The organism is Cupriavidus sp. OTU4054 (genome assembly GCF_038440175.1).
Classification (GTDB): Bacteria; Pseudomonadota; Gammaproteobacteria; order Burkholderiales; family Burkholderiaceae; genus Cupriavidus; species Cupriavidus pauculus_D.
This window is the reverse complement of the sequence record NZ_JASATF010000002.1, coordinates 1-21,865: the sequence shown is the minus strand read 5'-3', so window position 1 is coordinate 21,865 and position 21,865 is coordinate 1. Positions and strand designations below refer to the sequence as shown.

Annotated in this window: 22 protein-coding genes and 1 pseudogene; 10 read left to right on the top strand and 13 right to left on the bottom strand. The window is 66.3% G+C overall.

Annotation, left to right across the window (positions count from 1 at the left end; all coding sequences use genetic code 11):
• Positions 1-8: 8 nt before the first annotated feature.
• On the bottom strand, positions 9-779 hold the full coding sequence (locus AAHB16_RS02935; RefSeq protein WP_150374309.1) for an ABC transporter ATP-binding protein: 771 nt from the start codon (positions 777-779) through the stop codon (positions 9-11).
• Between the two features lie 424 nt (positions 780-1,203).
• Here AAHB16_RS02935 and AAHB16_RS02930 point away from each other — a divergent pair, with 424 nt between their 5' ends.
• Together AAHB16_RS02930 and AAHB16_RS02925 are read left to right on the top strand one after the other, a co-directional pair.
• Positions 1,204-1,566 (top strand): DUF4279 domain-containing protein, encoded by a 363-nt coding sequence (locus tag AAHB16_RS02930; protein ID WP_342050033.1) that lies wholly within the window; start codon positions 1,204-1,206, stop codon positions 1,564-1,566.
• Between the two features lie 116 nt (positions 1,567-1,682).
• Positions 1,683-2,627, top strand: coding sequence for a YihY/virulence factor BrkB family protein (locus AAHB16_RS02925; protein ID WP_342050032.1), 945 nt, complete (start codon positions 1,683-1,685; stop codon positions 2,625-2,627).
• Here the strand turns inward: AAHB16_RS02925 and AAHB16_RS02920 are convergent.
• The 5 genes from AAHB16_RS02920 to AAHB16_RS02900 form a co-directional block, all read right to left on the bottom strand.
• Positions 2,545-3,861: a phospholipase D-like domain-containing protein gene (locus AAHB16_RS02920; protein ID WP_342050031.1), complete on the bottom strand. Its 1,317-nt coding sequence runs from the start codon at positions 3,859-3,861 to the stop codon at positions 2,545-2,547. The genes AAHB16_RS02925 and AAHB16_RS02920 overlap by 83 nt on opposite strands.
• Before the next feature lie 122 nt (positions 3,862-3,983).
• Positions 3,984-5,300, bottom strand: coding sequence for an NAD(P)/FAD-dependent oxidoreductase (locus AAHB16_RS02915; RefSeq protein ID WP_342050255.1), 1,317 nt, complete (start codon positions 5,298-5,300; stop codon positions 3,984-3,986).
• A gap of 14 nt (positions 5,301-5,314) precedes the next feature.
• Entirely contained in the window at positions 5,315-6,082 is a 768-nt protein-coding gene (locus AAHB16_RS02910; protein WP_342050030.1) for an amino acid ABC transporter ATP-binding protein, read from the bottom strand.
• On the bottom strand, positions 6,079-6,750 hold the full coding sequence (locus AAHB16_RS02905) for an amino acid ABC transporter permease (protein WP_150374304.1): 672 nt from the start codon (positions 6,748-6,750) through the stop codon (positions 6,079-6,081). The genes AAHB16_RS02910 and AAHB16_RS02905 overlap by 4 nt, the downstream gene beginning before the upstream one ends.
• A 4-nt stretch (positions 6,751-6,754) precedes the next feature.
• Positions 6,755-7,525 carry an ABC transporter substrate-binding protein gene (locus tag AAHB16_RS02900; RefSeq protein ID WP_150374303.1) on the bottom strand — a complete coding sequence of 257 codons (771 nt, stop codon included), beginning with the start codon at positions 7,523-7,525 and terminating at the stop codon, positions 6,755-6,757.
• A 179-nt stretch (positions 7,526-7,704) separates the two neighbouring features.
• Between AAHB16_RS02900 and AAHB16_RS02895 the strand changes: the two genes are divergently transcribed.
• Entirely contained in the window at positions 7,705-8,493 is a 789-nt protein-coding gene (locus AAHB16_RS02895; protein WP_150374302.1) for an IclR family transcriptional regulator, read from the top strand.
• 6 nt (positions 8,494-8,499) lie between these two features.
• Here AAHB16_RS02895 and AAHB16_RS02890 read toward each other — a convergent pair whose 3' ends face one another.
• Genes AAHB16_RS02890 through AAHB16_RS02875 form a run of 4 tightly spaced genes read right to left on the bottom strand, consistent with a single transcriptional unit; the run spans position 8,500 to position 12,321 of the window.
• Positions 8,500-10,581, bottom strand: coding sequence for a 2Fe-2S iron-sulfur cluster-binding protein (locus AAHB16_RS02890; protein WP_342050029.1), 2,082 nt, complete (start codon positions 10,579-10,581; stop codon positions 8,500-8,502).
• A 1-nt stretch (position 10,582) separates the two neighbouring features.
• Entirely contained in the window at positions 10,583-11,194 is a 612-nt protein-coding gene (locus AAHB16_RS02885) for a glutathione S-transferase family protein (RefSeq protein WP_150374300.1), read from the bottom strand.
• The gene (locus AAHB16_RS02880) at positions 11,191-11,493 is read right to left on the bottom strand and encodes a putative quinol monooxygenase (RefSeq protein ID WP_150374299.1); all 303 of its coding nucleotides are present in this window, start codon (positions 11,491-11,493) and stop codon (positions 11,191-11,193) included. Before AAHB16_RS02880 ends, AAHB16_RS02885 begins: the two co-directional genes overlap by 4 nt.
• A 33-nt stretch (positions 11,494-11,526) precedes the next feature.
• Positions 11,527-12,321, bottom strand: coding sequence for a type 1 glutamine amidotransferase domain-containing protein (locus AAHB16_RS02875; protein WP_150374298.1), 795 nt, complete (start codon positions 12,319-12,321; stop codon positions 11,527-11,529).
• Between the two features lie 211 nt (positions 12,322-12,532).
• Here AAHB16_RS02875 and rclC point away from each other — a divergent pair, with 211 nt between their 5' ends.
• Positions 12,533-13,108 (top strand): reactive chlorine resistance membrane protein RclC, encoded by a 576-nt coding sequence (gene rclC / locus AAHB16_RS02870; protein WP_150374297.1) that lies wholly within the window; start codon positions 12,533-12,535, stop codon positions 13,106-13,108.
• Here rclC and AAHB16_RS02865 read toward each other — a convergent pair.
• Positions 13,053-14,378, bottom strand: coding sequence for an MFS transporter (locus AAHB16_RS02865; RefSeq protein WP_342050028.1), 1,326 nt, complete (start codon positions 14,376-14,378; stop codon positions 13,053-13,055). The genes rclC and AAHB16_RS02865 overlap by 56 nt on opposite strands.
• Positions 14,379-14,404: 26 nt before the next feature.
• Positions 14,405-15,601: a M20 aminoacylase family protein gene (locus AAHB16_RS02860; protein WP_446718063.1), complete on the bottom strand. Its 1,197-nt coding sequence runs from the start codon at positions 15,599-15,601 to the stop codon at positions 14,405-14,407.
• 112 nt (positions 15,602-15,713) lie between these two features.
• On the opposite strand from AAHB16_RS02860, the gene AAHB16_RS02855 reads away from it, so the two are divergent.
• The 4 genes from AAHB16_RS02855 (at position 15,714) to AAHB16_RS02840 (ending at position 19,464) form a co-directional block, all read left to right on the top strand.
• Positions 15,714-16,640: a LysR family transcriptional regulator gene (locus tag AAHB16_RS02855; protein ID WP_150374294.1), complete on the top strand. Its 927-nt coding sequence runs from the start codon at positions 15,714-15,716 to the stop codon at positions 16,638-16,640.
• A 117-nt stretch (positions 16,641-16,757) separates the two neighbouring features.
• The gene (ilvB, locus tag AAHB16_RS02850; RefSeq protein WP_446718058.1) at positions 16,758-18,512 is read left to right on the top strand and encodes a biosynthetic-type acetolactate synthase large subunit; all 1,755 of its coding nucleotides are present in this window, start codon (positions 16,758-16,760) and stop codon (positions 18,510-18,512) included.
• A gap of 119 nt (positions 18,513-18,631) precedes the next feature.
• Complete coding sequence (locus AAHB16_RS02845) at positions 18,632-19,042, top strand: putative quinol monooxygenase (RefSeq protein WP_342050025.1); 411 nt, start codon at positions 18,632-18,634, stop codon at positions 19,040-19,042.
• 2 nt (positions 19,043-19,044) lie between these two features.
• Entirely contained in the window at positions 19,045-19,464 is a 420-nt protein-coding gene (locus AAHB16_RS02840; RefSeq protein ID WP_342050024.1) for a putative quinol monooxygenase, read from the top strand.
• 9 nt (positions 19,465-19,473) lie between these two features.
• Here AAHB16_RS02840 and AAHB16_RS02835 read toward each other — a convergent pair whose 3' ends face one another.
• The gene (locus AAHB16_RS02835; RefSeq protein ID WP_150374290.1) at positions 19,474-20,457 is read right to left on the bottom strand and encodes a LysR substrate-binding domain-containing protein; all 984 of its coding nucleotides are present in this window, start codon (positions 20,455-20,457) and stop codon (positions 19,474-19,476) included.
• Positions 20,458-20,606: 149 nt separating this feature from the next.
• Here AAHB16_RS02835 and AAHB16_RS02830 point away from each other — a divergent pair, with 149 nt between their 5' ends.
• Positions 20,607-21,632, top strand: coding sequence for a tripartite tricarboxylate transporter substrate binding protein (locus AAHB16_RS02830; RefSeq protein WP_342050023.1), 1,026 nt, complete (start codon positions 20,607-20,609; stop codon positions 21,630-21,632).
• Between the two features lie 28 nt (positions 21,633-21,660).
• A pseudogene (locus AAHB16_RS02825) lies at positions 21,661-21,822 on the top strand (altronate dehydratase); the annotation flags it as partial.
• Between the last annotated feature and the right edge of the window lie 43 nt (positions 21,823-21,865).

Sequence of the window (21,865 nt, the reverse complement as noted above, 5' to 3'; positions counted from 1 at the left end):
ATGGGTGATCAGTGCTTGCGCGTCTGGATATCCAGTTCCGCGCACAGCTGGTGGAAGTAGCCGGAGAAGTTCGCGTGGCTGCGCGCGCCGATCGGCGACTTCTCGTTGATGTCGATGTCGTAGACGTGCTTCACGTGCGACGGCTTGCCGGCCAGCACGACCACGCGCTTCGACAGCGCAACCGCTTCGTCGATGTCATGCGTGACGAGGATGACCGTCTTCTTGAACGTGTCCACGGCGTCCAGCAGCACGCTCTCCAGATACAGGCGCGTCTGGTAGTCGAGCGCCGAGAACGGTTCGTCGAGCAGCAGCACGTCGGGGTCCGAGATCAGCGTGCGGATCAGCGCCACACGCTGCCGCATGCCGCCCGACAGCGTCTTCGGGTATGCCTTGTCGAAACCGGCGAGGCCGAACGTGTTCAGGTACTCCATGGCGTTCTCGCGCGCCTCGCGCAGCGGCAGCTTCTGCAGTTCGGGCGCGAGCATCACGTTCTCGAGCACCGTGCGCCAGGGGAACAGCAGGTCGCGCTGCATCATGTAGCCGACCTTGCCGCGCAGTCCGGTCACCTGCTGGCCGCGATAGCTGATCTCGCCCGTGTCCGGATCGATGAGTCCCGCGATGATGTTGAACACCGTGGTCTTGCCGCAGCCGCTCGGGCCGATGATGCTGACGAAGTCCTGTTCGTTGACGTCGAACGTCAGGCCGCCGAGTACATCGACGGACCGGCCCTTCGACTGGAACGATTTCTTGATGCCCTTGAGGCTCAGTAGCGTGTTCATGGATGGCGCCTTCGTGAGTTGCGTATGGCCTCATCATTGCGGAGAGATGCCTGCGCGCAAATTGAAAGACGTGAACACGACGATGCAATTTTTCTCAATGTGCAGGGGGTCGCGTTGAGAATGCATCAATGTGGGGAGCGGCATTGCCATCGTGCATGCGGGCGTGCCGCCATGTGCCGCCTCGCCTCGTGCGCCTTCGCGATGGCGAGGACTATCGCGCCCTGCGCCGAAGTTGGGCAGCGATCGACGACCCGCGCGCACTAACGCAGGGCAGCTTCGGCGACGAGGAAAATTGCTGCGCGCGGGGCGAGTTGCTAAGCTTGGCCACACGGTTCGCACGCGGCGGCATGCAGCGACATGCCGCGACATGCAGCGACATGAGCGTGCGATCAACATGCGATCAACGCGCGTCGGGAGAACAGGGTTGAGAACGTTCGAAGCATCGCTGCGGCTCTACAGCCGCGATGCCGATCTCGCGGCGCTATGCCGCACGGCGAACCTTCGGCCGTGCGAGGTACCGATGAGTCATGGTCCGGGCCACGGCTACTGCGTCGTACCGTTCGACTTTCATGGCATGGAGCTTCAGGAGGCCGTGGCATCGATATGCCGCGACCTCACGCCCCATCGGCAGTCGTTCCGGCAACTGAGGAAGGACGGCGGCGAGATCGAGTTGTCGGTGGTCTGGTACTCGGCCGGCACCACGAGCGAGACCGTGGACGCAAGGCTGCTGAAGCGCCTTGGCGAGCTCGGCATCGACCTGTCGATTTCCGTCTGCATCCGCGCCTAGTCGCGTGGCCGCGCGAAAAGACCGAATGACGGCTGGCATCGATATTGCGCCCTGCCTGTGCATCGATTCGTATGGCGCCTCCGGAACCGCGCATGCGCGCCGGGCGCCCCCTCATCATGCAAAATTGGCGCATCGGACTTTCGCATTCGAGAAACTTCTTCCTTCTGCTCAGGGACACGGTCTCCGCATGGCTCGACGACTATGCGCCCAGCATGGGCGCCGCACTGGCCTACTACACGATCTTCTCCGTCGCGCCGCTGCTGCTCATCGTCATTAGCGTGGCCGGTCTCGTGTTTGGCGCGGACGCGGCGAGAGGTGCCGTGGTGCAGCAACTCGGCGGACTCGTCGGCACCGATGGCGCGGCGGCCATCGAGGCGATGCTCGTATCGCTGAACCGTCCGGGCGCCGGCACGGTCACCGCGATCGTCGGGGCGGTCACGCTGTTCATCGGCGCCACCACGGTCTTTGCCGAGCTGCAGGATGCGCTCGATCGCATCTGGCGCGTGCCCGAACGCAAGAAGGCATCCGGCATCGTCGAACTGCTGCGCACGCGTGTGCTCTCGTTCGGCATGGTGCTCGGTATCGGGTTCCTGCTGATCGTCTCCCTCGTCGCCAGCGCGGCGGTCTCCGCGCTGGGCCGCGCATGGACGCCGCTGGGCGAAGTGGAAGCCGTGGCGCATGGCGTCGATATGCTGCTGAGCTTCAGCCTGACCACGGTCGTCTTTGCCATGATCTACAAGATCATGCCGCACGCCAACGTCCGTTGGCTGGACGTCTGGCTCGGCGCCCTGGTGACCGCCGGGCTCTTCACCATCGGCAAGGTGCTGATCGGCCTCTATATCGGCAAGACCGGCGTCGCCACCGGCTACGGGGCGGCCGGCTCGCTGGTGATCGTGCTCGTCTGGGTCTACTACTCCGCGCAGATCTTCCTGCTCGGCGCCGAGTTCACGTGGCTGTATGCGAACCGGTATGGGTCGCTCAAAGCTGCGCCCCCATCAGCGACGACAGCGCATCCGCGATCTTCTGCCGCAGCGGGCGGTGCTTCCACGCCTCGTAGCTAATCGGCGCGGAGCGCTTCAGGTCGTCCTCGAAGATGGCCGTCTGCTCCGCCGCGAATTTCGCGTCCAGGATATTCAGCGTGGCTTCGTCGTTGAGCCGGAACGAGCGGTTGTCGAAGTTCGTCGAGCCCACCGACACCAGCAAGCCGTCCACGATCATGACCTTGCAGTGGTACATCGTGGGCTGGTATTCGGCGATCAGGGCACCCGCTTGCAGCAGCCCGCCCCAGCGCTGGCGCGACGCGGCGCGCACGGTTTCCGAGTCGATGTACTCGCCGGGGACGATGATGCGCACGCGGACCCCGCGTTTGATGGCCTCCAGCAACGCATACTCGGTGACCTTGTCCGGCACGAAGTAGGCGGCCGACAGATCGATGGAGGTCTTGGCGGCGGTGATGGCCAGCTGATACATCAGCGCCATGCTCTCGCTGCCGCCCGTGGGGGAACTGCTGAATATCTGCGCGCGACCCTCGCCGGCCGGCTTCGGCATCGGGAAGTACTCGGGCCCGTGCGAAACGCGGCCCGCCACCTTGATCCAGTTATCGACGAACACGGACTGCATCTGCCCAACCACGGGGCCTTCCACCTCGAAATGCGTGTCGCGCCAGTGGTCGGGGTCCTGCGCGTTGCCGGTCCATTCGGGCGCAATGCCGACGCCGCCCGTATAGCCGATGACGCCGTCGACGATCAGCAACTTGCGGTGCGTGCGGTTGTTGAGCTTGCTCAGCGTGTACCACCGCACCGGATGGTACAACCGGACATCGACGCCCGCGCGCTTCATCGTCTCCAGGACCGATCGCTCGATCTTGGAACTGCCCACGGCATCGAGCAGCACCTGCACCTTGACCCCCGCCCGCGCCCGTTCGCTCAGCGCGTCGGCGAATGCCATGCCGATATCGCCGGACCAGTAGATGTAGGACTCGAAGTTGATGGTCTTCTTCGCCTGCCGGATCGCACCGAGCATCGCCGGAAAGATCTCGTCGCCATTGCGCAGCACGCGGTAGCGATTGCCGTCCACCACCGGCGGCCCGAGCAGCACGCCGAGTTCGTGCGCGAACTGCGGATCGTCGAGGCTGTAGACCCGATCGATGCGCCGCTCGATATGCCGGTCGTCGCCCGCGATATTCCAGACGATGGCCCCACAGATGGCGGACAACACCACGAGCGCCACGAGGGCGACGAACGAGATGGCCGTGCGCGGGGCGCGTCCGGACTGGTAACGGAGGAACTTGGTCATGGGCCCATCGCTCACGCGAGACTGAGGCGCCCATCATCCCAGCCCGCCGCCCGGAACGCCATCGGCGGCCCTCCTACAGGCTCGCCCGGACGTTCCATCCATGCCGCGCTGCACCAGAACGTTCAGCCGAACCGATCCAGCAGGCTGTACCAGGCCACGCCGGCCGCGACATAGAAGCGCTGGAGCCCATGCATCGGAATCGGCACGATCGGCGAGATCGGATAAGGGAACGCGTCGCCGGCGCTTCTGCCTGCGCCCATCCCCGCGCCCACGAGCCGTTCGGCGATATGCTTGCCAAAGCTCGTGCACAACGCAATACCGCGTCCATTGCATCCCACGGCCACGGTCACGCCCGGTGCCGGCTCATGGACATGCGGCATGAAATCGCGCGTGACCGCGATGCGGCCGCTCCAGCGGTACGCATAGTCGAGCGGACCGAGCTGCGGGAACAGCAGCTCCAGCGAGCGTTCCAGATGCGCGAAATCCTCCGGCCCGCGCGGATCGGCGAAGAAGCCCCGCCCGCCCATCAGCAGCCGCCCCTCGTTGTCCTTGCGGAAGTACAGCAGCAGCCGCTGCGACGTCGACGCGGTTTCGCCCCGCTCGAGGATGGCATCGGCCGCGGCGGACGTCAGCCGGCGCGTGGCCACGATAAAGCTGTTGGCCGTGAGCATCGTGCTCGACAGGCCCGGCCATAGCGGTCCCGTATAGCCATTGGTGGCGATGACGACATGCTCCGCCTCCACCGTCGCGCCCGTGCCCAGCGTCGCCTGCCAACGGGCCTTCCCTTGCGAGGCCGCGCGCGTAAGCGAGACCACAGCGCTGTCGCCGTGGATCGATGCGCCCGCGCGCTGCGCCGCCGCCGCCAGCCCACGCGTGTACGACAACGGCTGGATGGCACCGGCACGCCCGTCGAGCCAGCCGCCCGCGAACGCGTCGGTCCCGACGCGCCGCGCCACGGCATCGCGGTCGAGCATCTCCACATTGACGCCGCGCCGCGCCCACTGCCGCGCGCGCGCATGCATGCCGTCCACGGCCTTTTGGGTATACCCAAGCTGCAGCCAGCCCGCGCGGACCGGCTGACAATCGATACCGTGCCGCGCGATGAGGTCGAATACGAGATCCGCCGAGCCCGAGATCGCTGCGATCAGCGGTTCCGCGCGCGCGGCGCCGAGCTTCTTCACGAGCTCGTCGGGATCGTACTTGAGCGTCGGGTTGACCTGGCCGCCGTTGCGGCCCGACGCACCCCAGCCGGGCTGATGGCTATCGACGACGCGGACGGACACACCCTGCTCCGCGAGATGCAGCGCCGTGGAGAGCCCCGTAAAGCCGGCGCCGATCACCAGCACATCGGCGCGCGTGGATTCGGTCAGTGCCGGCGTATGCGGTGCATCGATCGCGGTGGCGGCCCACAGCGACGGCGGCAGCGCGCGGCCGCTCATGGCATTCTCGGTCGTCACGCGACATCTCCCGACGCCTCGTTGGCAACGCCCGCGGGCTTCTGCAATACGCGCCGCAGGAAATCCTGCGTGCGCGCCTGCCGCGGCGCGCCCAGCACCTGCGCGGCGGGTCCTTCCTCGACGATCTTTCCGCCATGGAGAAAGCAGACACGATCCGCTACCTCGCGCGCAAAACCCATTTCGTGCGTCACCACGATCATCGTCATGCCTTCCTTCGCAAGGTTGCGCATGACCTCGAGCACATCGCCCACGAGTTCGGGGTCCAGTGCCGACGTCGGTTCATCGAACAGCATCGCTTCGGGCTGCATCGCCAGCGCGCGCGCGATAGCCACGCGCTGCTGCTGGCCGCCCGACAGCTGCGCCGGATGCGCGTCCGCCTTCGCCGCCAGCCCTACCTTGTCGAGCAACGCCATCGAGCGCGCGCGGGCGGCATCCTTCGGCTCGCCACGCACGTAGACGGGGCCTTCCATCACGTTCTCGAGCACCGTGCGATGCGGAAACAGGTTGAAGCGCTGGAACACCATGCCCATGCGGCTGCGCAGCCGGTGAATGTCGCGGCCCTCGCGGTCCACGCGCTCGCCGAACGCGCGGATCTCGCCGCCCTCGTACGACTCCAGGCCGTTGATGCAGCGCAGGACCGTCGATTTGCCCGATCCCGACGGGCCGATCAGGCATACCACCTCGCCCTTGTCCACGTGGAGATCCACGCCGTGCAGCACCTGATGGTCGCCAAATCGCTTCTGAAGGTTCTGGATATCGATCATGGTCGCTTCCTTCCCGCGCCAAAGCGGTGTTCCACGCGGCGCAGCGCGTACACGAGCGGCAGGCTCATCAACAGGTAAAGCAACGCCACGAGCGTGTAGACGGTCATGTTCTGGAATGTCGACGACGCGATGAGCTGGCCGGCACGCGTCATCTCCGCCACCGTGATCGTCGACACCAGCGACGAGTCCTTGAGCATCATGACGAGCGTATTGCCATAGGGCGGCAACGCGATGCGGAACGCCTGCGGCAGGATGACCCGCCGCAGGATCAGCGGCCCGCGCATGCCCATGGCCTGCGCGGCCTCGCGCTGGCCGGGATCCACGGCCTCGATTCCCGCGCGGAAGTTCTCGGCCTGATACGCCGAGTACGCGATGCCGAGGCCGATCACGCCGGCCTGGAACGCGGTCAGATGAATGCCGGCATCGGGCAGCACGAAGTAGATATAGAACAGCTGCACGATGATCGGCAGCCCGCGAATCACGTTGACGATCGTCGAGCCGGTGACCGACAGCGCGCGCACCGGAGACAGTTTCATCAGCGCGAGGCCCAGCCCCAGCACGCTGCTCAGCAGGAACGACAGCACGGTAACCTCCACCGTGACCACCGCCCCCTTGAGCAGGATGGGCAGGAACTCGCGCGCGTTCTCGAGGAAGGTCGCGACTACCATCCTCTTACATGCCCCACTTCTGGACGATCTTCGCCAGCGTGCCGTCGGCCTTGATCGCCGCGATGGCCTTGTTCACGCGGGCCAGCGTCTCGGTATCGCCCTTGCGCACGACGAGGCAGACGTCGCCCACGTTGACGGACTTGTAGCTGCCGACGAGCTTCACGCCCGGAAACGCGTTCTGGCGAATCTGATAGGCGATGAGCGGCTGATCGCCGAGGCCCGCCTTGATGCGGCCCAGCGACAGATCGCGCGACATGTCGGCGATGGAATCGTAGCTGCGCACTTCCTTGAAGATGCCCTTCTTGTTGAGCATGTCGAGGAACACCGTGCCAACCTGCGCGCCGACGACCTCGCCCTTGAGGTCGTCGAGCGAGGTGTAGGCCCTGGCATCGTCGGCCTTGACCATCAGGCCTTCGCCATACGAATAGACCGGATCGCTGAACGACACCACCTGCTCGCGCGCGGGCGTCTTCAGCATGGCCGCCGAGATGATGTCGATCTTGTTCGAGGTCAGCGAGGGAATCAGCGCCGCGAACGCGGTCTGCTGCACGTTCACCTGGAAGCCGCCGGCCTTGCCCACCGCCGTGACCGTATCGACCATCATCCCCTGGATGGTATTGGTCTTGACGTCGAGGAAGGTGAACGGCACGCCCGTGGCGGTGGCGCCGACGTTGAAGGTGGCCGGTGCACTGCCTTGGGCCCATGCGAGAGAGGAAACGGTGCCGGCGAGGCACAGAAGCAGTGCGTGGCGACGGGCGCGATTGACGATGGACATGCGAACACTCCTTGGCAAGGGTTCTGAAGGACGCGCCTTGAAGCGCGGTGCTGCGAGCTATGCAACCTGCATGCCAATAGTCGATGAACTTCCATCGACTTTTAATTCTCGAAAACCATTAGTTGCATCATATGAATCGATATGCGATTCTTCGATGTCTCCGCAAACAGCTCAATGTGATGTCAACCTCTCAATCGGAAGTCAGCCAGCTCTTCAACCAGTCGCTCGAAAAGGGTCTGGCGGTGCTGGCCGCGTTCAGCGCGTCGCGCCGCACGATGACCATCGCGGAGATCGCCGAGGTGGCGGGCATCAACAAGAGCTCGGCGCAGCGGATGGTCTTCACGCTCGAGCAACTGGGGTATCTGCGCAAGCATCCGCAGACGCGGCGCTACCAGCTGACGCTGCAGGTGATGAAGGTCGGGTACAACTACCTGGCGGCGGATCCGCTGATCGACGTCGCCAACCCGTTCCTCTCCGAACTGACGAAGGTCACCGCCGAGACGACCTGCCTCACGGAGCCCGATGGCGACGAGATGGTCTACCTCGCGCGCTTCGTCAGCGCGCATTTCGTGCCCGTGCATATGCCCATCGGCAGCCGCATCCCGATGTACTGCACCGCCTCTGGCCGGGCCTACCTGAGCGCGCTGCCGGAAGGCGAGGCGCGCGAGATCGTCGAGCAGTCGGCGCGCGTGGCGCATACCTCGTTCACGCTGACGTCCGTCGATGCCGTCATGGCCGAGCTGCAGAAGGCGCGTGTGCGCGGCTATGCGATGAATTCGGAAGAACTGTTTCTCGGCGACATGACCATCGCCTCGCCGATCGTCGGCGGCAAGGGCCGGCCGCTCGGGGCGATCCACGTGGTGGCCCCCACCGCGCGCTGGAGCGTCGAGGATACCGAGCGGCGCCTGGGGCCGCCCCTGCTGCAGAGCGCGCGGGCCATCAGCAGCTCCGTCCGCGCGCTGGGCTGACCGTCGCTACAGCGCGAGGCTCAGCCCCGTGCTGCCTTCCGCGGGCACGGCGCAGCAGATCAGCACCTCGCCCTCGCCGGGTGTGTACTCGGGCCGATGCAGATAGGCCACGGCGCCGCGTTCGAGATGCGCGAGGCAGGTGCCGCAATTGCCGTTGCGGCAGCCGAACTCCGGCGAGAGGCCGCGCTGCTCGGCCAGTTCCAGCAGCGAGCCGTCGCCGGGGTTCCAGCGCGCTTCCTTGGCCGATGCCGTGAACAGGACGGGCACCGATCCGGTCGCGGGCCGCGCGGCCGATGTCGCCGACGCATGCGGGGCCATCGCGGCATCGGGCTTGCGCGTCAGCGACGATACGCCGAATGCCTCGGCATGAATCCGCGCATCGGCGATATTGAGACACCGCAGCCCATCGTAGAGCCCCTGCATGAACGGCGATGGCCCACACAGATAGAAGTCGTAGTCGTCGAACGGCAGATGCGCGCGCAGCACGTCCATGCCGATACGGCCCGCAACGTCGTAGTCCTGCGCAACGATCGCGCCGTCCGGATGGCCAAGTACGCGCACGACGCGGATCGCCCCATTGCCCTGTGCCGCGAGCGCCGCCAGTTCGTCGCTGAAGGCGCGCTCGGCGAGCGTACGCGCGGCGTGGAAGAACCACGTCGGTCGCACGCGCTGCTTGCGCTGTCCCTCGTAGACGATATGCCGGAGCATCGCGAGCATCGGCGTCACCCCGATGCCCGCGGCCATCAGCACGGCCGGCCGCCGCTCGAGCGCATCGATCGTGAAGCCGCCAGCGGGTGCGCGCGTCTCGAGCGTATCCCCCACCGCGAGCGTGTCGTGCAGGTATTGCGAGACCACACCCTCGCGCTTGACGCTGATGCGGTACGCCGGGTCCGATGGCGCGACCGACAGCGTGTAGGTGCGGATCAGCGGTTGCGTGTGGCCGGGCGGCGTCACGCGAATCGGCAGGAACTGCCCCGCGCAATGCGCGATGCGTCCCGCCCCGTCGGCGGGCTCCAGATGGAACGAGCGCACGACGCTGCTCTCATCGACGATGCGCGTCACGCGAAACGGCCGCCACTGGCACTTCATCGCGGCCGCGCGCAGCCGGTTAGCGGCCTGCTCCCAGTCGCCCGTCAGTTGCGAGCTCGGCGACACGCCATCGGCGACGGACGACCAGCGGATGGGCAAGGCATCGTCGCGGCGCACGATGCGCTCGGGCATGAAACGCCAGAGCCGCTCGGCGCCCTGGAACGCCGCGATCTCGGGCGAATCGACGATGACCTCGGCGCGGCCGCTCATCTGCAGCAGTTCGCCGGTATCGAAATCGGCGAACGTGACGCCCGCGAGCGGATTCGAAAGGAAGTTGCCGAGCGTGTTGAAGAACAGGTTGCCCGCGAAGTCGGGAATCGTCATGCCGCCGTCGGCATCCAGCCGCACGAAGCCGGGCTTGCCGCCGCGATGGGAGACATCGACCTGACGCGTCGTTCCTTCGCCCTCCGCGTTCGGCAGATCCACGTACGAGGCGACGAAGAATGCATCGGCGCTGGCGATCAACGCGCGCGCACGGTCATCGAGTCCATCGAGTGCCTGTGGAGCCACGGCCGTGGGTAGCAGCGCCTCGCGCACGTATCGCAGCGTGCGCAGCTGGATATAACGCGGACAGTTGCCAAAGCTGTGCACGACGTCGATATGCGCGGCACGCGCGCTGCCATCGGAAGACAGACGCAGCACGCCGTTCATGCGATTGCGCCGCCGGTTGGACAGATCCATGCCGAGCAGCCCGATTGCATCGCCGTCCGCGAGCCCGGCATCGGCCGGATCCGCCGGCTCGCGCGCGATGGCAAGGTCGAGCCGGTGCGATTCGGGCGATGCGAGGAACCCCGGCGGACCCGCGCGCAGCGTGGCCCAGACGCGCCCGTCGGGCGCCACCGTGCCCAGCACGATGAACGGCAACTGCGCGAAGAAGTCGCGATGCTCGTCCGGCATGTAGTCGCGCACGAAGCGGCGCCCGACGTCGTCCATCTTCGCGAGCACGCCCACGCGTGCCTGCAGTGCCAGTTCCCCGGCGTGCCACGGCATCTGCGCCATATCAGGCGGCCAGGCCGACCGGCGTGCGCTGGAATTCCACGAAACCGGGCAGCGCCTCGATGCGCGCGAGCCACGCCAGTACGTTCGGATAGGCGTTCAGATCGACGAACCCTTCCGGCGCGCGCGCGGTATAGCTGTACAACGCGACATCGGCGATGGTCGGGCTGTCTCCGGCCAGCCACGGGCGGTCCGCCAGCACGTCCTCCATGCGCTGGAGCAGCCCGTGCGCGCGTTTGATGGCGGCCTCCGCATCGAGCTTGGCCGAAAACACCGTGACGAGCCGCGCGGCCGCGGCGCCGAATGCGAGGTCGCCCGCCGCGATCGACAGCCAGCGCTCGACGGCCGCGGCGCCGGCAGGCGTCTGCGGCAGCCAGTCGGTCTTGCCGAACCGTTTGCTTGCGTAGATCAGGATCGCGTTGGAATCGGGCACGACGGTGTCGCCATCGACGAGCACCGGCACCTGTCCGAGCGGATTGAGCTTGAGAAAGGCCGGCTTCTTGTGCTCGCCGGACGGCAGATCCACCTCGACGAGCTCGAATGGCTCCCCGATCAGGGACAGATAGAGCCGGGCACGATGCGAATGCCCGGACAGCGGGTGGTAGTAAAGCTTCATGGCGTTCCCCCTACCTGCACAGGCTCGGCGACTACCGCGACGCGCGTCGCCAGATCGTTGACGCGCGACAGGTAGTGCTGGAAATGCGGCGTGGCGCGGTGATGATCGACCGCGGCGGCATCCGCATAGAGTTCGTCGAGCACGAAGCGATTCGAATCCGACACATCACGCCAGATGTCCCAGCGCAGGTTGCCGGGCTCGGCGCGGGACGGTGCGACCATGGCCGCGAGCAATGCCATCAGATCCTCGGACTTGCCGTCCTTGGCAGTCAGAATAGCCATGATCTTGAGATGCGCCATGGTCGGCCTCCAGATGTTCGTGCTTTTTTGCAATCAGGCCGTGGCGCGATCGAGCGCGGCCACGAACTTTGCCGCAATCGGGTGATCCGATGCGGGATTCTGCCCCGTGATGAGCTCGCGGTCCTCGACCACGTGCGGCGCGAAGTCCTTCGGCTCGATGATGACCTCGCCGCCGGCCGTCTTCAACGCGTAAGGCATGTCGAAGTAGATCTTGGCGTGCAGGATATTCTCCTCGACGTACTTCTCCTCGGTAGCGGAGAACACGGTCATCTTGTAGCCCGCGTACGGCCACCCCTTGGCCCACTCCTTTGCCTTCTGCGGGTCGCCGGCGATCAGTGCCGCGCGAAACTCGCGCGCGTGCGGCATCGCGGCCGCGGCCGAGATCGGGCCGTGGCACAGCATGGCGGTCGGCTTGGACTTCTCGTGGAAGTGCTGCAGGATCGTCCGCAGCTCCGCGTCCTGCATCAGATCGACGACGGGAGCCTGGCCGCCCGGGATGAACACGCCGGCGTAGTTGTCGAGCCCCTCGTCGATCACGGACTTGAGCGTGCGCACGTTCGTCATGACCGGGTCGCTGTCCCAGAACTGGCGCGCGCGCTTGTAAGCAGCTTCGTCGCCCCCGAAGTGCGCCGGGGCGTCCGACGCCGCATCGAGCGTCATCTTGGTGCCGTTCGGCGTGCTGAGCACCACCTCGTAGCCGGCCTCGATAATGGCCATGGCCGGCACGACGGTTTCATTCAGATACTGGCCGGTTGCCCCCCAGCCGCCGCCCTGTATCTCGACCCGGTTGGCATTCGAGCCAACGATCAACACTTTGCCTTTGCTCACTGCGACCTCCTTCTGCGAATAGCGAAGCCCCACGCCGCGCGTCGCTTCCATCCTATTCAAGGGATCGGCGTCCGGATGTTAATCGTGGTGAAGACTGAGACGATCGAGACAAAACCTGAGCCGATCGGTCGTCCTCGTCACACGGCGGCTGCATAGCATGGAGACAAGCCAGCGCACATCGCGCTTCCCGTCTCAGCAAGGAGTCACCATCATGAACGCACGCAATCTCCTCACCATCGCCAGCCGGCTGGACCGCCTCGGCGTCCCGATGATCCGCTTCGGCGTGGCGATCGTCTTCCTCTGGATCGGCGCCCTGAAGTTCGTGCCGTACGAGGCGGACAGCATTACGCCATTCGTCGCCAACAGCCCCTTTATGTCGTTCTTCTACGCGCACCCCGAGGCCTATCACGCCCACCTGACGCACGAGGGCCAGCTTGACCTCGTGCAGCGGGCATGGCAGGTGGCCAACCACACCTATTCGTTCTCCACCGGTCTGGGCATCGTGGAAATCGCAATCGGCCTGCTGGTACTGTCGTACCTGTTCTCGAATCGGCTCGGCCTCGTCGGCTCGATCCTCGCGTTCCTGACACCGGTGGTCACGCTGTCCTTCCTGATCACCACGCCGGAAGCCTGGGTCGCCAACCTCGGCGATGCCCAGTACGGCTTCCCCTACCTCTCGGGGGCCGGCCGGCTCGTGCTCAAGGACGTGCTGATGCTGTCCGGCGCGGTGGTCATGATTGCCGACTCCGCACGGCGGGTGCTGCAGCAGGATTTTGCGCGTAAGTGAGGTTCGCCGCCGGCCCTGTCGCCACCATGATGAAGCTCCCGATCAACCCCGCGCATGCGCCGAACAGCAGGTAGAACGCGGGGGTCATCGGGGAGCCGGTGACATGCAGCAGCCAGGTCAGGATGAACTGCGCGAAGCCGCCGAAGATCATGACCGCCACGTTGTAGCTCACGGCCATGCCGGTGGAACGGATGCGCCTCGGGAACTGCTCCGCCACCGCCGACGAGAACGGCCCGAGGAACGCGCCGAAGATGCCGCACAGCACGATCTGCATCCACATGAAGCGCGAGAAGTCCGGGTCGGCAATCAGCCATTGAAAGCACGGATACAGCAGCAGTACCGAGAGGATGAGCGCGGTGCGCAGCACGACCTGGCGGCCGACGCGATCGGACAGCGCCCCGAACAACGGGATGGCCACGATCATCGCCACGATGCCGATGCACTGCGCGATGAATGCGCTCTCCAGCGCGAGGCCGAGCGTCTTGCTCGCATAGGTCGGCAGATAGATCACGAGCACGTAGAACGAGATGGTCGCCGACGTGGTCAGCAGAAAGCTGGCCAGCAGTCCACGGCGATGCTGCACCAGCGTCTGTCCCACCCCATGTCCCACCCCATGTCCCACGCCTGCATCGTCATCGCGTGAGACCGCCACGGTCTCGCTCAGATGGTGACGAATCCAGATGCCGATCGGCGCAATCAGCAGGCCGACGATAAAGGGAACGCGCCAGCCCCAGGCATGCAGGCTCTCGCGCGGGAGCCAACCCGTGACGAGCGCGGCGACGCCCGCGCCCAGCAGCATGGCCAGCCCCTGCCCGAACATCTGCCACGACCCATATAGTCCGCGCCGGTTGCGCGGCGCCATCTCCACGAGGAATGCCGTGGCGCTGGCGAACTCGCCGCCGGTCGCCAGCCCCTGCAGCATGCGCGCGACGATGATCATCACGGAACTGGCCACGCCGATGGCCGCATAAGGCGGCGCGAACGCGATCATCGCCGTGGCCACCGTCATCAGGAAGATGATCAGTTGCAGCGCGGCGCGCCGGCCCTTGCGGTCCGCATATGCACCGATCAGGATGCCGCCAATGGGCCGAAGCACAAAGCCGATACCGAAACTCGCCGTGGTCAGCAATAACGACGCATACGCGTTTTCCGCCGGAAAGAACACGGCGGAGATGACCGCCGTCATAAACCCGTAGACGATGAAGTCATACCACTCGAGGGCATTGCCGATGACCGCGGCCGCGATCTGGTGCGTTGGGGACTTGGACATGGTGAGGGTTCCTGCGTTGCGTGGCGCTATGCCACCGGAAGCGCGCGCTCGGCGAGCCGCGCGAGATAGGCGCCGCCCAGCGGGATGGCGGCATCGTTGAAGTCGAAATGGGGGCTGTGCAGGCCGTGGTCGCCGCCTGCGGGCGAGCCCGTGCCGAAGTGCACATAGGCACCCGGACGCCGCTGCAGCATGAACGCGAAATCCTCGCCGCCGAGGCTCGGCTGCGGACGCGCGACGACCTGTTCGCGGCCGAACAGTTCGACGGCCACGTCGGTCGCGAAGGCCGCGGCCTCCGCATCGTTGACGGTCATCGGGAACAGCCGCTCGTACGTGACCGACGCGCGCGCGCCGAACGCCGAGGCCACACCCTGCACCACCTCATGCAGACGGCGCTCGAGCAGCGTCTGCATCTCGGCGGTCAGCGAGCGCGCGGTGCCGACGATCTTCACCGAGTCGGGGATCACCGCAAAGCCGTCCATCTGCCCGCCCTGGATCGCGCACAGGCTGATGACCGCCGCATCGAGGGCCGGCACATTGCGGCTGACGATGCTCTGCACCGCCGTGATCACGTGCCCTGCAACCAGCACCGGGTCCACGCACTTGTGGGGCGACACACCGCCATGCCCACCCACGCCGAAGATCTCGATTTCGAGGCGGTCGGTCGCTGCCATGGCCGGCCCGGGCGCGATCGACAGCGTGCCCAGCGGCAGCATGGGCCAGTTGTGCAGCGCGTAGACCTGCTCGACCGGAAAGCGGTCGAACAGCCCGTCGTTGACCATTTCCCGCGCGCCCGCGTAACCCTCTTCGCCGGGCTGGAACACGAGGTAGACCGTGCCGTCGAACGCGCGCGTTTCGCTCAGGTAACCAGCGGCCGCGAGCAGCATCGTCACGTGCCCGTCGTGGCCGCACGCATGCATCCGGCCGGGACAGCACGAGGCATAGGGCAACGCCGTCTGCTCGTGCAGCGGCAGCGCGTCCATGTCGGCACGCAGGCCGATCGCGCGCCCGCTCGTCCGCCGCTTTCCCTCGATCACGCCGACGAGGCCGGTCTTGCCAATGCCGCGGTGGCAGGCAATGCCGAGCCGCTCGAGCTCGGCGGCGATCAGGTCCCCGGTGCGATGCTCGGCGAAACCGAGCTCCGGATGCGCATGCAATGTCTGCCGAAGCTGGCGCAATGCCGGCAGGCGGGCCTCGATACTGTTGACGATCGACATTTCCGTTATTTCCTTACGCGATTCGATGCGGCAAAGAATGTGCGGAAAGGCAAACGCTTGAAATCATGCTATTCCCGAATATATATTTAAGCGATCGAAGTAATAACTATCGGGAATAACCATGGAGCTGCGGCAGTTACGGTATTTCGCGAGCGTCGCGCGCGAGGGGTCGATCAACAAGGCGGCACGCGCGCACGGCCTGGCGCAGCCGGCGCTGACCAAGCAGTTGCAGCGGCTGGAGGAAGAACTCGGCGTCACGCTGTTCGAACGCCAGTCGCGCGGCATGACGCTCACCGCGGCAGGTGCGCAGTTCCTGTACGACACGACCCGGGCCCTCGAAGACCTCGATGCGGCCAGACAGCGCGCGGTCGAGGCCGCGAGCGGCAGACTTGGCAATCTGGCCATCGGCCTGACGATCCTGCACCAGCTATTACCCGTGGTTGCCGAAATCCTGCGGCAGTTTCGCGAGCAGTCGCCCGATGTCTCGGTATCGGTCAGGCAGGTCATCTCGGGGCCGCAGGTCGATCTGATCCGCTCGGGCGAACTCGATGCCGGGTTCCTCTACTTCCGTCCCATGGACGACCCCGCGCTCGACGGCATGCTGATCTCCACGCAGCAACTGGCGCTGGCGGTCCCCAACGAACCGCAGTGGACCGACAAGCCGCCGCGCCGGCTCGCGGACCTCAATGGGCGCGATTTCCTCTGGATTCCGCGCAGCGTCACGGCCTACTACCACGACCGGCTGATCGCGCATTTCCACGGCGCGGGGTTTATGCCGAAGGTGGTCATGGAAGGCACGGACAACAACTCGCTGCTGACGCTCGTCACCGCCGGCATGGGCTGCGCGATCCTGCCCGAGCAGGCGGCCGCGCACGCCAGTGCGTCCGTGCGGTTTCTCAAGCTCGACGACCTCGATCTGCAACTGCCGCTCGAACTCGTCTGGCGGCGCGACAATCGCTCGCCCATCGCGCAGCGGCTGATCGCGCTGACGAGGCAGTGCGTCGCCCAGGCACGAGGCATGCCGCAGTTACTGCCGCGAAATCCCTGAACCACGGAACATTGCACTGCCACGCCCGCGAATACGCGTAGATTCGGCAGAACGTACCGGGCATCTGCTCCTAGACTGCATCCGTTGTCCAACCCCCAAGCCAACGGAGCATTTCCAGTGAACATGCCAATCGCCGAATTTCGTGCCAAAGCCGCCGCCCCTGCCGTCACCATGCGTGGGGCGGAGATGGTCGTGGAAGCACTACGGCGGGAAGGCGTAGCGGAGATCTGGGGGTACCCGGGCGGCGCCGTACTGCCGATCTATGACGCGCTGGCCGCACACGAGGCGCCGCGCCATTTGCTCACGCGGCACGAGCAGGCCGCCGTGCATGCGGCCGATGGTTATGCGCGCGCGACGGGCAAGGTCGGCGTGGCGCTCGTCACGTCCGGACCGGGCGTGACCAATGCGGTGACGGGCATTGCCACCGCGTACTTCGATTCGATCCCGATGGTCGTGATCTCCGGCAACGTGCCGACGAGCATGATCGGCGAGGACGCCTTTCAGGAGTGCGACGCGGTCGGCATCACGCGCCCCGTGGTCAAGCACAACTTCCTCGTGCGCGACGTGAACGACCTGGCGCTCACGCTGCGCAAGGCGTTCCATATCGCACGCACGGGCCGGCCCGGTCCGGTGCTCGTCGATATTCCGAAGGACGTCGCGCTGGCCGAGGGCACGTTCCAGTGGCCCGAGCGCATCGATATCCGTTCGTATCGCCCGCAGCTCGAGGGGCATGACGGCCAGATCCGTCAGGCCGTGCAGGCATTGCGCAATGCGCAGCGCCCCTATGTTTACGTCGGTGGCGGCGCGTTGATGGCCGATGCGGGCTCCGAAGTCGCCGAGCTCGCGCGGCTTGTCGATGCGCCCATCACGACCACGCTGATGGCGCTTGGCCTCGTGCCGGCCACCGAGCCGCGCTATCTCGGCATGCCCGGCATGCATGGCACGTACGAGGCCAACCGCGCGATGCAGGAGTGCGACGTGTTGATCGCCGTCGGCGCGCGCTTCGACGATCGCGTGATCGGCAAGGTGGATGCGTTCTGCGCGGTGCCGCGGCAGATCATCCATATCGATATCGATCCCGCGAGCATCGGCAAGCGCGTAAAGCCAACGGTGCCGATCGTCGGCGATGCGCGGCGCGTGCTGCAGAAGCTGAACGCCGCACTGCGCGAGCAGCCGGCGGTGCCCGCGTCGGCGCGCGAGGGATGGTGGCGTTCCGTGGCCGACTGGCGCGCGCAGCGCTGCCTCGATTACCAGCGCGACGGCATCGTCATCAAGCCGCAGTACGTGATCGAGAAGCTCAGCGAGATTGCCGGCGACAACGCCTATATCTGCTCGGACGTGGGCCAGCATCAGATGTGGGCCGCCCAGCATTACCGCTTCCAGTCGCCGCGCAAGTGGATCAACTCGGGCGGGCTCGGCACGATGGGCGTGGGCCTGCCTTATGCGATGGGCGTCAAGCGCGCGTTTCCGGACAGCGACGTGTGCGTGATCACCGGCGATGGATCGATCCAGATGTGCATCCAGGAACTGTCCACCTGCACCCAGCACAACCTGCCGGTGAAGATCTTCACGCTCAACAACGGCTACCTCGGGATGGTCCGCCAACTGCAGCATGTGGACTACGGCCAGCGCTACTCCGAGTCGTATATGCACGCGCTGCCGGACTTCACGATTCTTGCGCGCGCCTATGGGCACGTTGGCCTGCGCGTGGAGCGCGAGGCCGACGTGGAACCGGCGATTCGCGAAGCGCTTCGCCTCAAGGACCGCACCGTGTTCGTGGACTTTCAGGTGGATGGCGGCGAGAAGGTCTGGCCGATGGTGCGGTCGGGCGCCGGGCTCGACGCGATCATGCTGGGGGATATCGACGGATAGAACGTGACCGGGGCGACCGGCGCGCTTCACTCGTCTTCACCACATTTAACTCGATGCCGGGTGAGTCTCCGCACTAACGTTGAGGGCGTACATCGCACAACGGACAGGGGACTCACACCGTGTTTCGCATTCGCCGATCGTTTCTTCCGCTCGCGGGCGCCTTGCTGCTCGGCGCCTGCGCGTCATCCGCGTTATCCCCGTCCTCGCCGCCAGTCACGGCGGAAAAAGGGACGCGTGCCGAGGGACACCTCGTTACCGTCGCCACCGTGCAGGCCAAACCCGGCAAGGAGGGCGACCTCCGCGCGGCCACCGTGCCGCTGATCGCCGCCACGCGCGCCGAGCCCGGCGTGATCACCTACGTCCTGCATGAGCAGCTCGATGCGCCCGGACGCTTCGTGTTCTACGAGGTGTTCCGCGACGAGAGCGCGTTTCAGGAGCACGTAAAGGCCGTGTACGTGCAGCAGTGGCTGCAGCGGCTGCCGGCGCTCACCGTCAACGGCATTACCGTCACCCGGCTCAAGGCCTACTGACCATGCAGCCCACCTCTCAACGCATTGCGACGACGCTGCTCGCCGCGGCGGCATTCCTGTGTGCCGCCCATGCATTCGCGCACGACGGTACCGGCGCCGTCGATTACGCACGCGTGCCCGCCGGCGCCTTCTCCGTGGTGGCCGAGATCCAGGCCAGGCCCGGCCGTGCCGACGAGCTGCGGACCATCACCCGGCCGCTCGTCGATGGCGTGCGCGGCGATCCGAAGAACCTCGTCTATTTTCTGCAGGAGGACCGCGCGCGTCCCGGGCACTTCGTGTTCTACGAGGTGTTCGCGAACGAGCAGGACTTCAATGCCCATAACGAGACGCCTTACGTCAAGGCGTGGTTCGCCAGACTCGCCGAACTTGCCGAGGGGCCGGTCAAGGTGACAAAGCTGCAGATTCTGGGACCGCGTCCGTGATGCCACGCTTCACGCGGTAGTGCGCGCGCGCCGCGGTCTGGGGGACGACTTGCCCGCGCGCGCAATCTCGCGCGCCTCCTCGCGCAGGCATGCCATCAACGCCGTCGCACCCGGCGCGGGACGCCGGTCGCGCAGCATCATCAGGCCGATCGGCGGCAACGCCAGCTCCACGGGCATCGGCAATACATGAAAGCGCCCCTCGGCCTGCATCTGCTGCCCGACCGAACGCGCGACGAATCCCACCGCCTGCCGTTGCGAGACGAACGCCGTCACCGCGAAGTAGGACGACGTTTCGGTCAGGTCCGCGGGCAGGTCCTGCCCATGCCGCACGAACGCCTGCTCGATCTTTACGCGCAGCGACGCCCACGGTGGCGGCAGAACCAGCGGATGCCGCGACAGGTCGCCCCAGTCTGGCCGCGCCTTGCGCGACAGCGGATGCCCGGCCGCGACGATCGCCACCATCGGTTCCTCGTATAGCGCTTCCGTGATGAGGTCCGGTGCCGCATAGGCAGGCTCGAGCCGGCCGACCACGACGTCGAGCTCCGACAACCGCAGGCGCGGCAGCAGATGCGTGAGATCGCCCTCCTCGATCAGCACCGTCGCGCGCGGCGACTGCTGCTTGAGCCGCGCCACCGCGTGGGCCAGAAGGACCGGCAGCGCCGCGCCCATCGATCCCACGCGCACGCGGCCCGCCGCGCCGCTGGCCACCGCCTCGATTTCGTCGCGCGTCACGTCGTACTGCGCGAGCACCGAGCGCGCGAAGCGCACCAGCGCTTCGCCAGCCGGCGTCGGTTCCGTGCCGCGCGTGGACCGCGTGAACAGCGTCATGCCGAGCATCTTCTCGACTTCCGCCAGCACCTTGGAAATCGCGGGCTGGCTCACGGAAAGGAATTCGGCCGTGCGGCCGAGATGCCGGAACTCGTCCAGCGCCACCAGCAGTTGCAGGTGGCGCAGCTTGATATTGGAGCGGAACGCGCGGTCGATATGGGCCATGCCGGCGAGTCTACCCGCAAAGGTACGTAACGAAAAGGTTATGAAGCCATGCCAATTTTTGATTGGATGGTTATGCCTCGCCCGGCCACAATCGCAGCACGATCGCTCCGGCATGAACCGGCGGCGACAAGAACAAGGAGACCTTCCCCATGACCGATCGCCTTCCCGCGAGCCTTATGCGCCGCCGTCTGCTGCTGGGCAGCGCCGCCGCCACCGCTGCTGCCGCCACCGGCACGGCCAGCCTGCTCGCCCCGCGCATCGCCCGCGCCGCCGCCGGGTATCCCGAGCGACCCATCACGTTTATCTGCCCGTGGCCCGTCGGCGGCACCGCCGACCAGTCGATGCGCGCGCTCTGCCAGGTGGCTTCGGGCATCCTCAGGCAGTCGATCGTCGTCGAGAACCGCGCGGGCGCATCGGGCATGATCGGCACGAAGGCACTGGCCCGCGCCACGCCCGACGGCTACACCATCGGCCAGATCCCGATCTCGGTCGCGCGCTTTTCGCAACTGGGCATGCTGCAACTGGACCCGCGCAAGGAACTGACCTACCTCGCGCGCACGTCGGGCCAGACCTTCGGCATCGCGGTGCCGGACAATTCGCGCTTCAAGACGCTCGCCGATGTGGTGGCGGAAGCCAAGGCGCATCCGGGCCGCGTCACCTATGCGCACGCGGGCATCGGCGGCGCCACGCACGTCGGCATGGAACAGTTCGCACTGGCGGCCGGCGTCAGGTTCAACGCCATTGCCTACAAGGGCGGTTCCGCCGCGTTGCAGGACGTGCTGGCCAGTCAGGTGGACCTGCTTGCCGACTCCAGCTCGTGGGCGCCGCACGTCGAGGCCGGCAAGATGCGCCTGCTGGCGACCTGGGGCGAGCAACGCACGCCGCGTTTCAGCAACGCGCCGACGCTCAAGGAGCTCGGCTACAACGTCGTGGTGGAGGCCCCCAACGGCATCGGCGCGCCGAAGGGCCTGCCGCCGGATGTCGAGAAGACGCTGCGCGAGGCATTCCGCGCGGCGGTGGCGAGCCCGGAGTTCAAGACCGTGGCCGCGCGTCTCGATGCACCGATCATGTACCTCGACGGTCCCGACTATCGCAAGTACGTGGGCGAGGTCTACGAGCAGGAAACGCAGCTGATCCAGCGCCTCAAACTCAAGGAAATGCTCGCGCAGAGCTGATCCGCCATTCCCGATTCCATTACCCACCGTGACCCAAGACCCCGTCATCCGCCTGCATGCCAACGACAACGTGCTGATCGCCCGTGGCGACCTCACGCTGGGCCAGCACCTCGAGGCCCTGGGCGTGCGCATGCGCGCGCAGGTGCCCGCCGGCCACAAGATTGCCGCGCGCGCGCTTGCGCGCGGCGAACACGGTCGCGAGTAAGCTACCCTGATCGGCGGGGCGGGTCGCG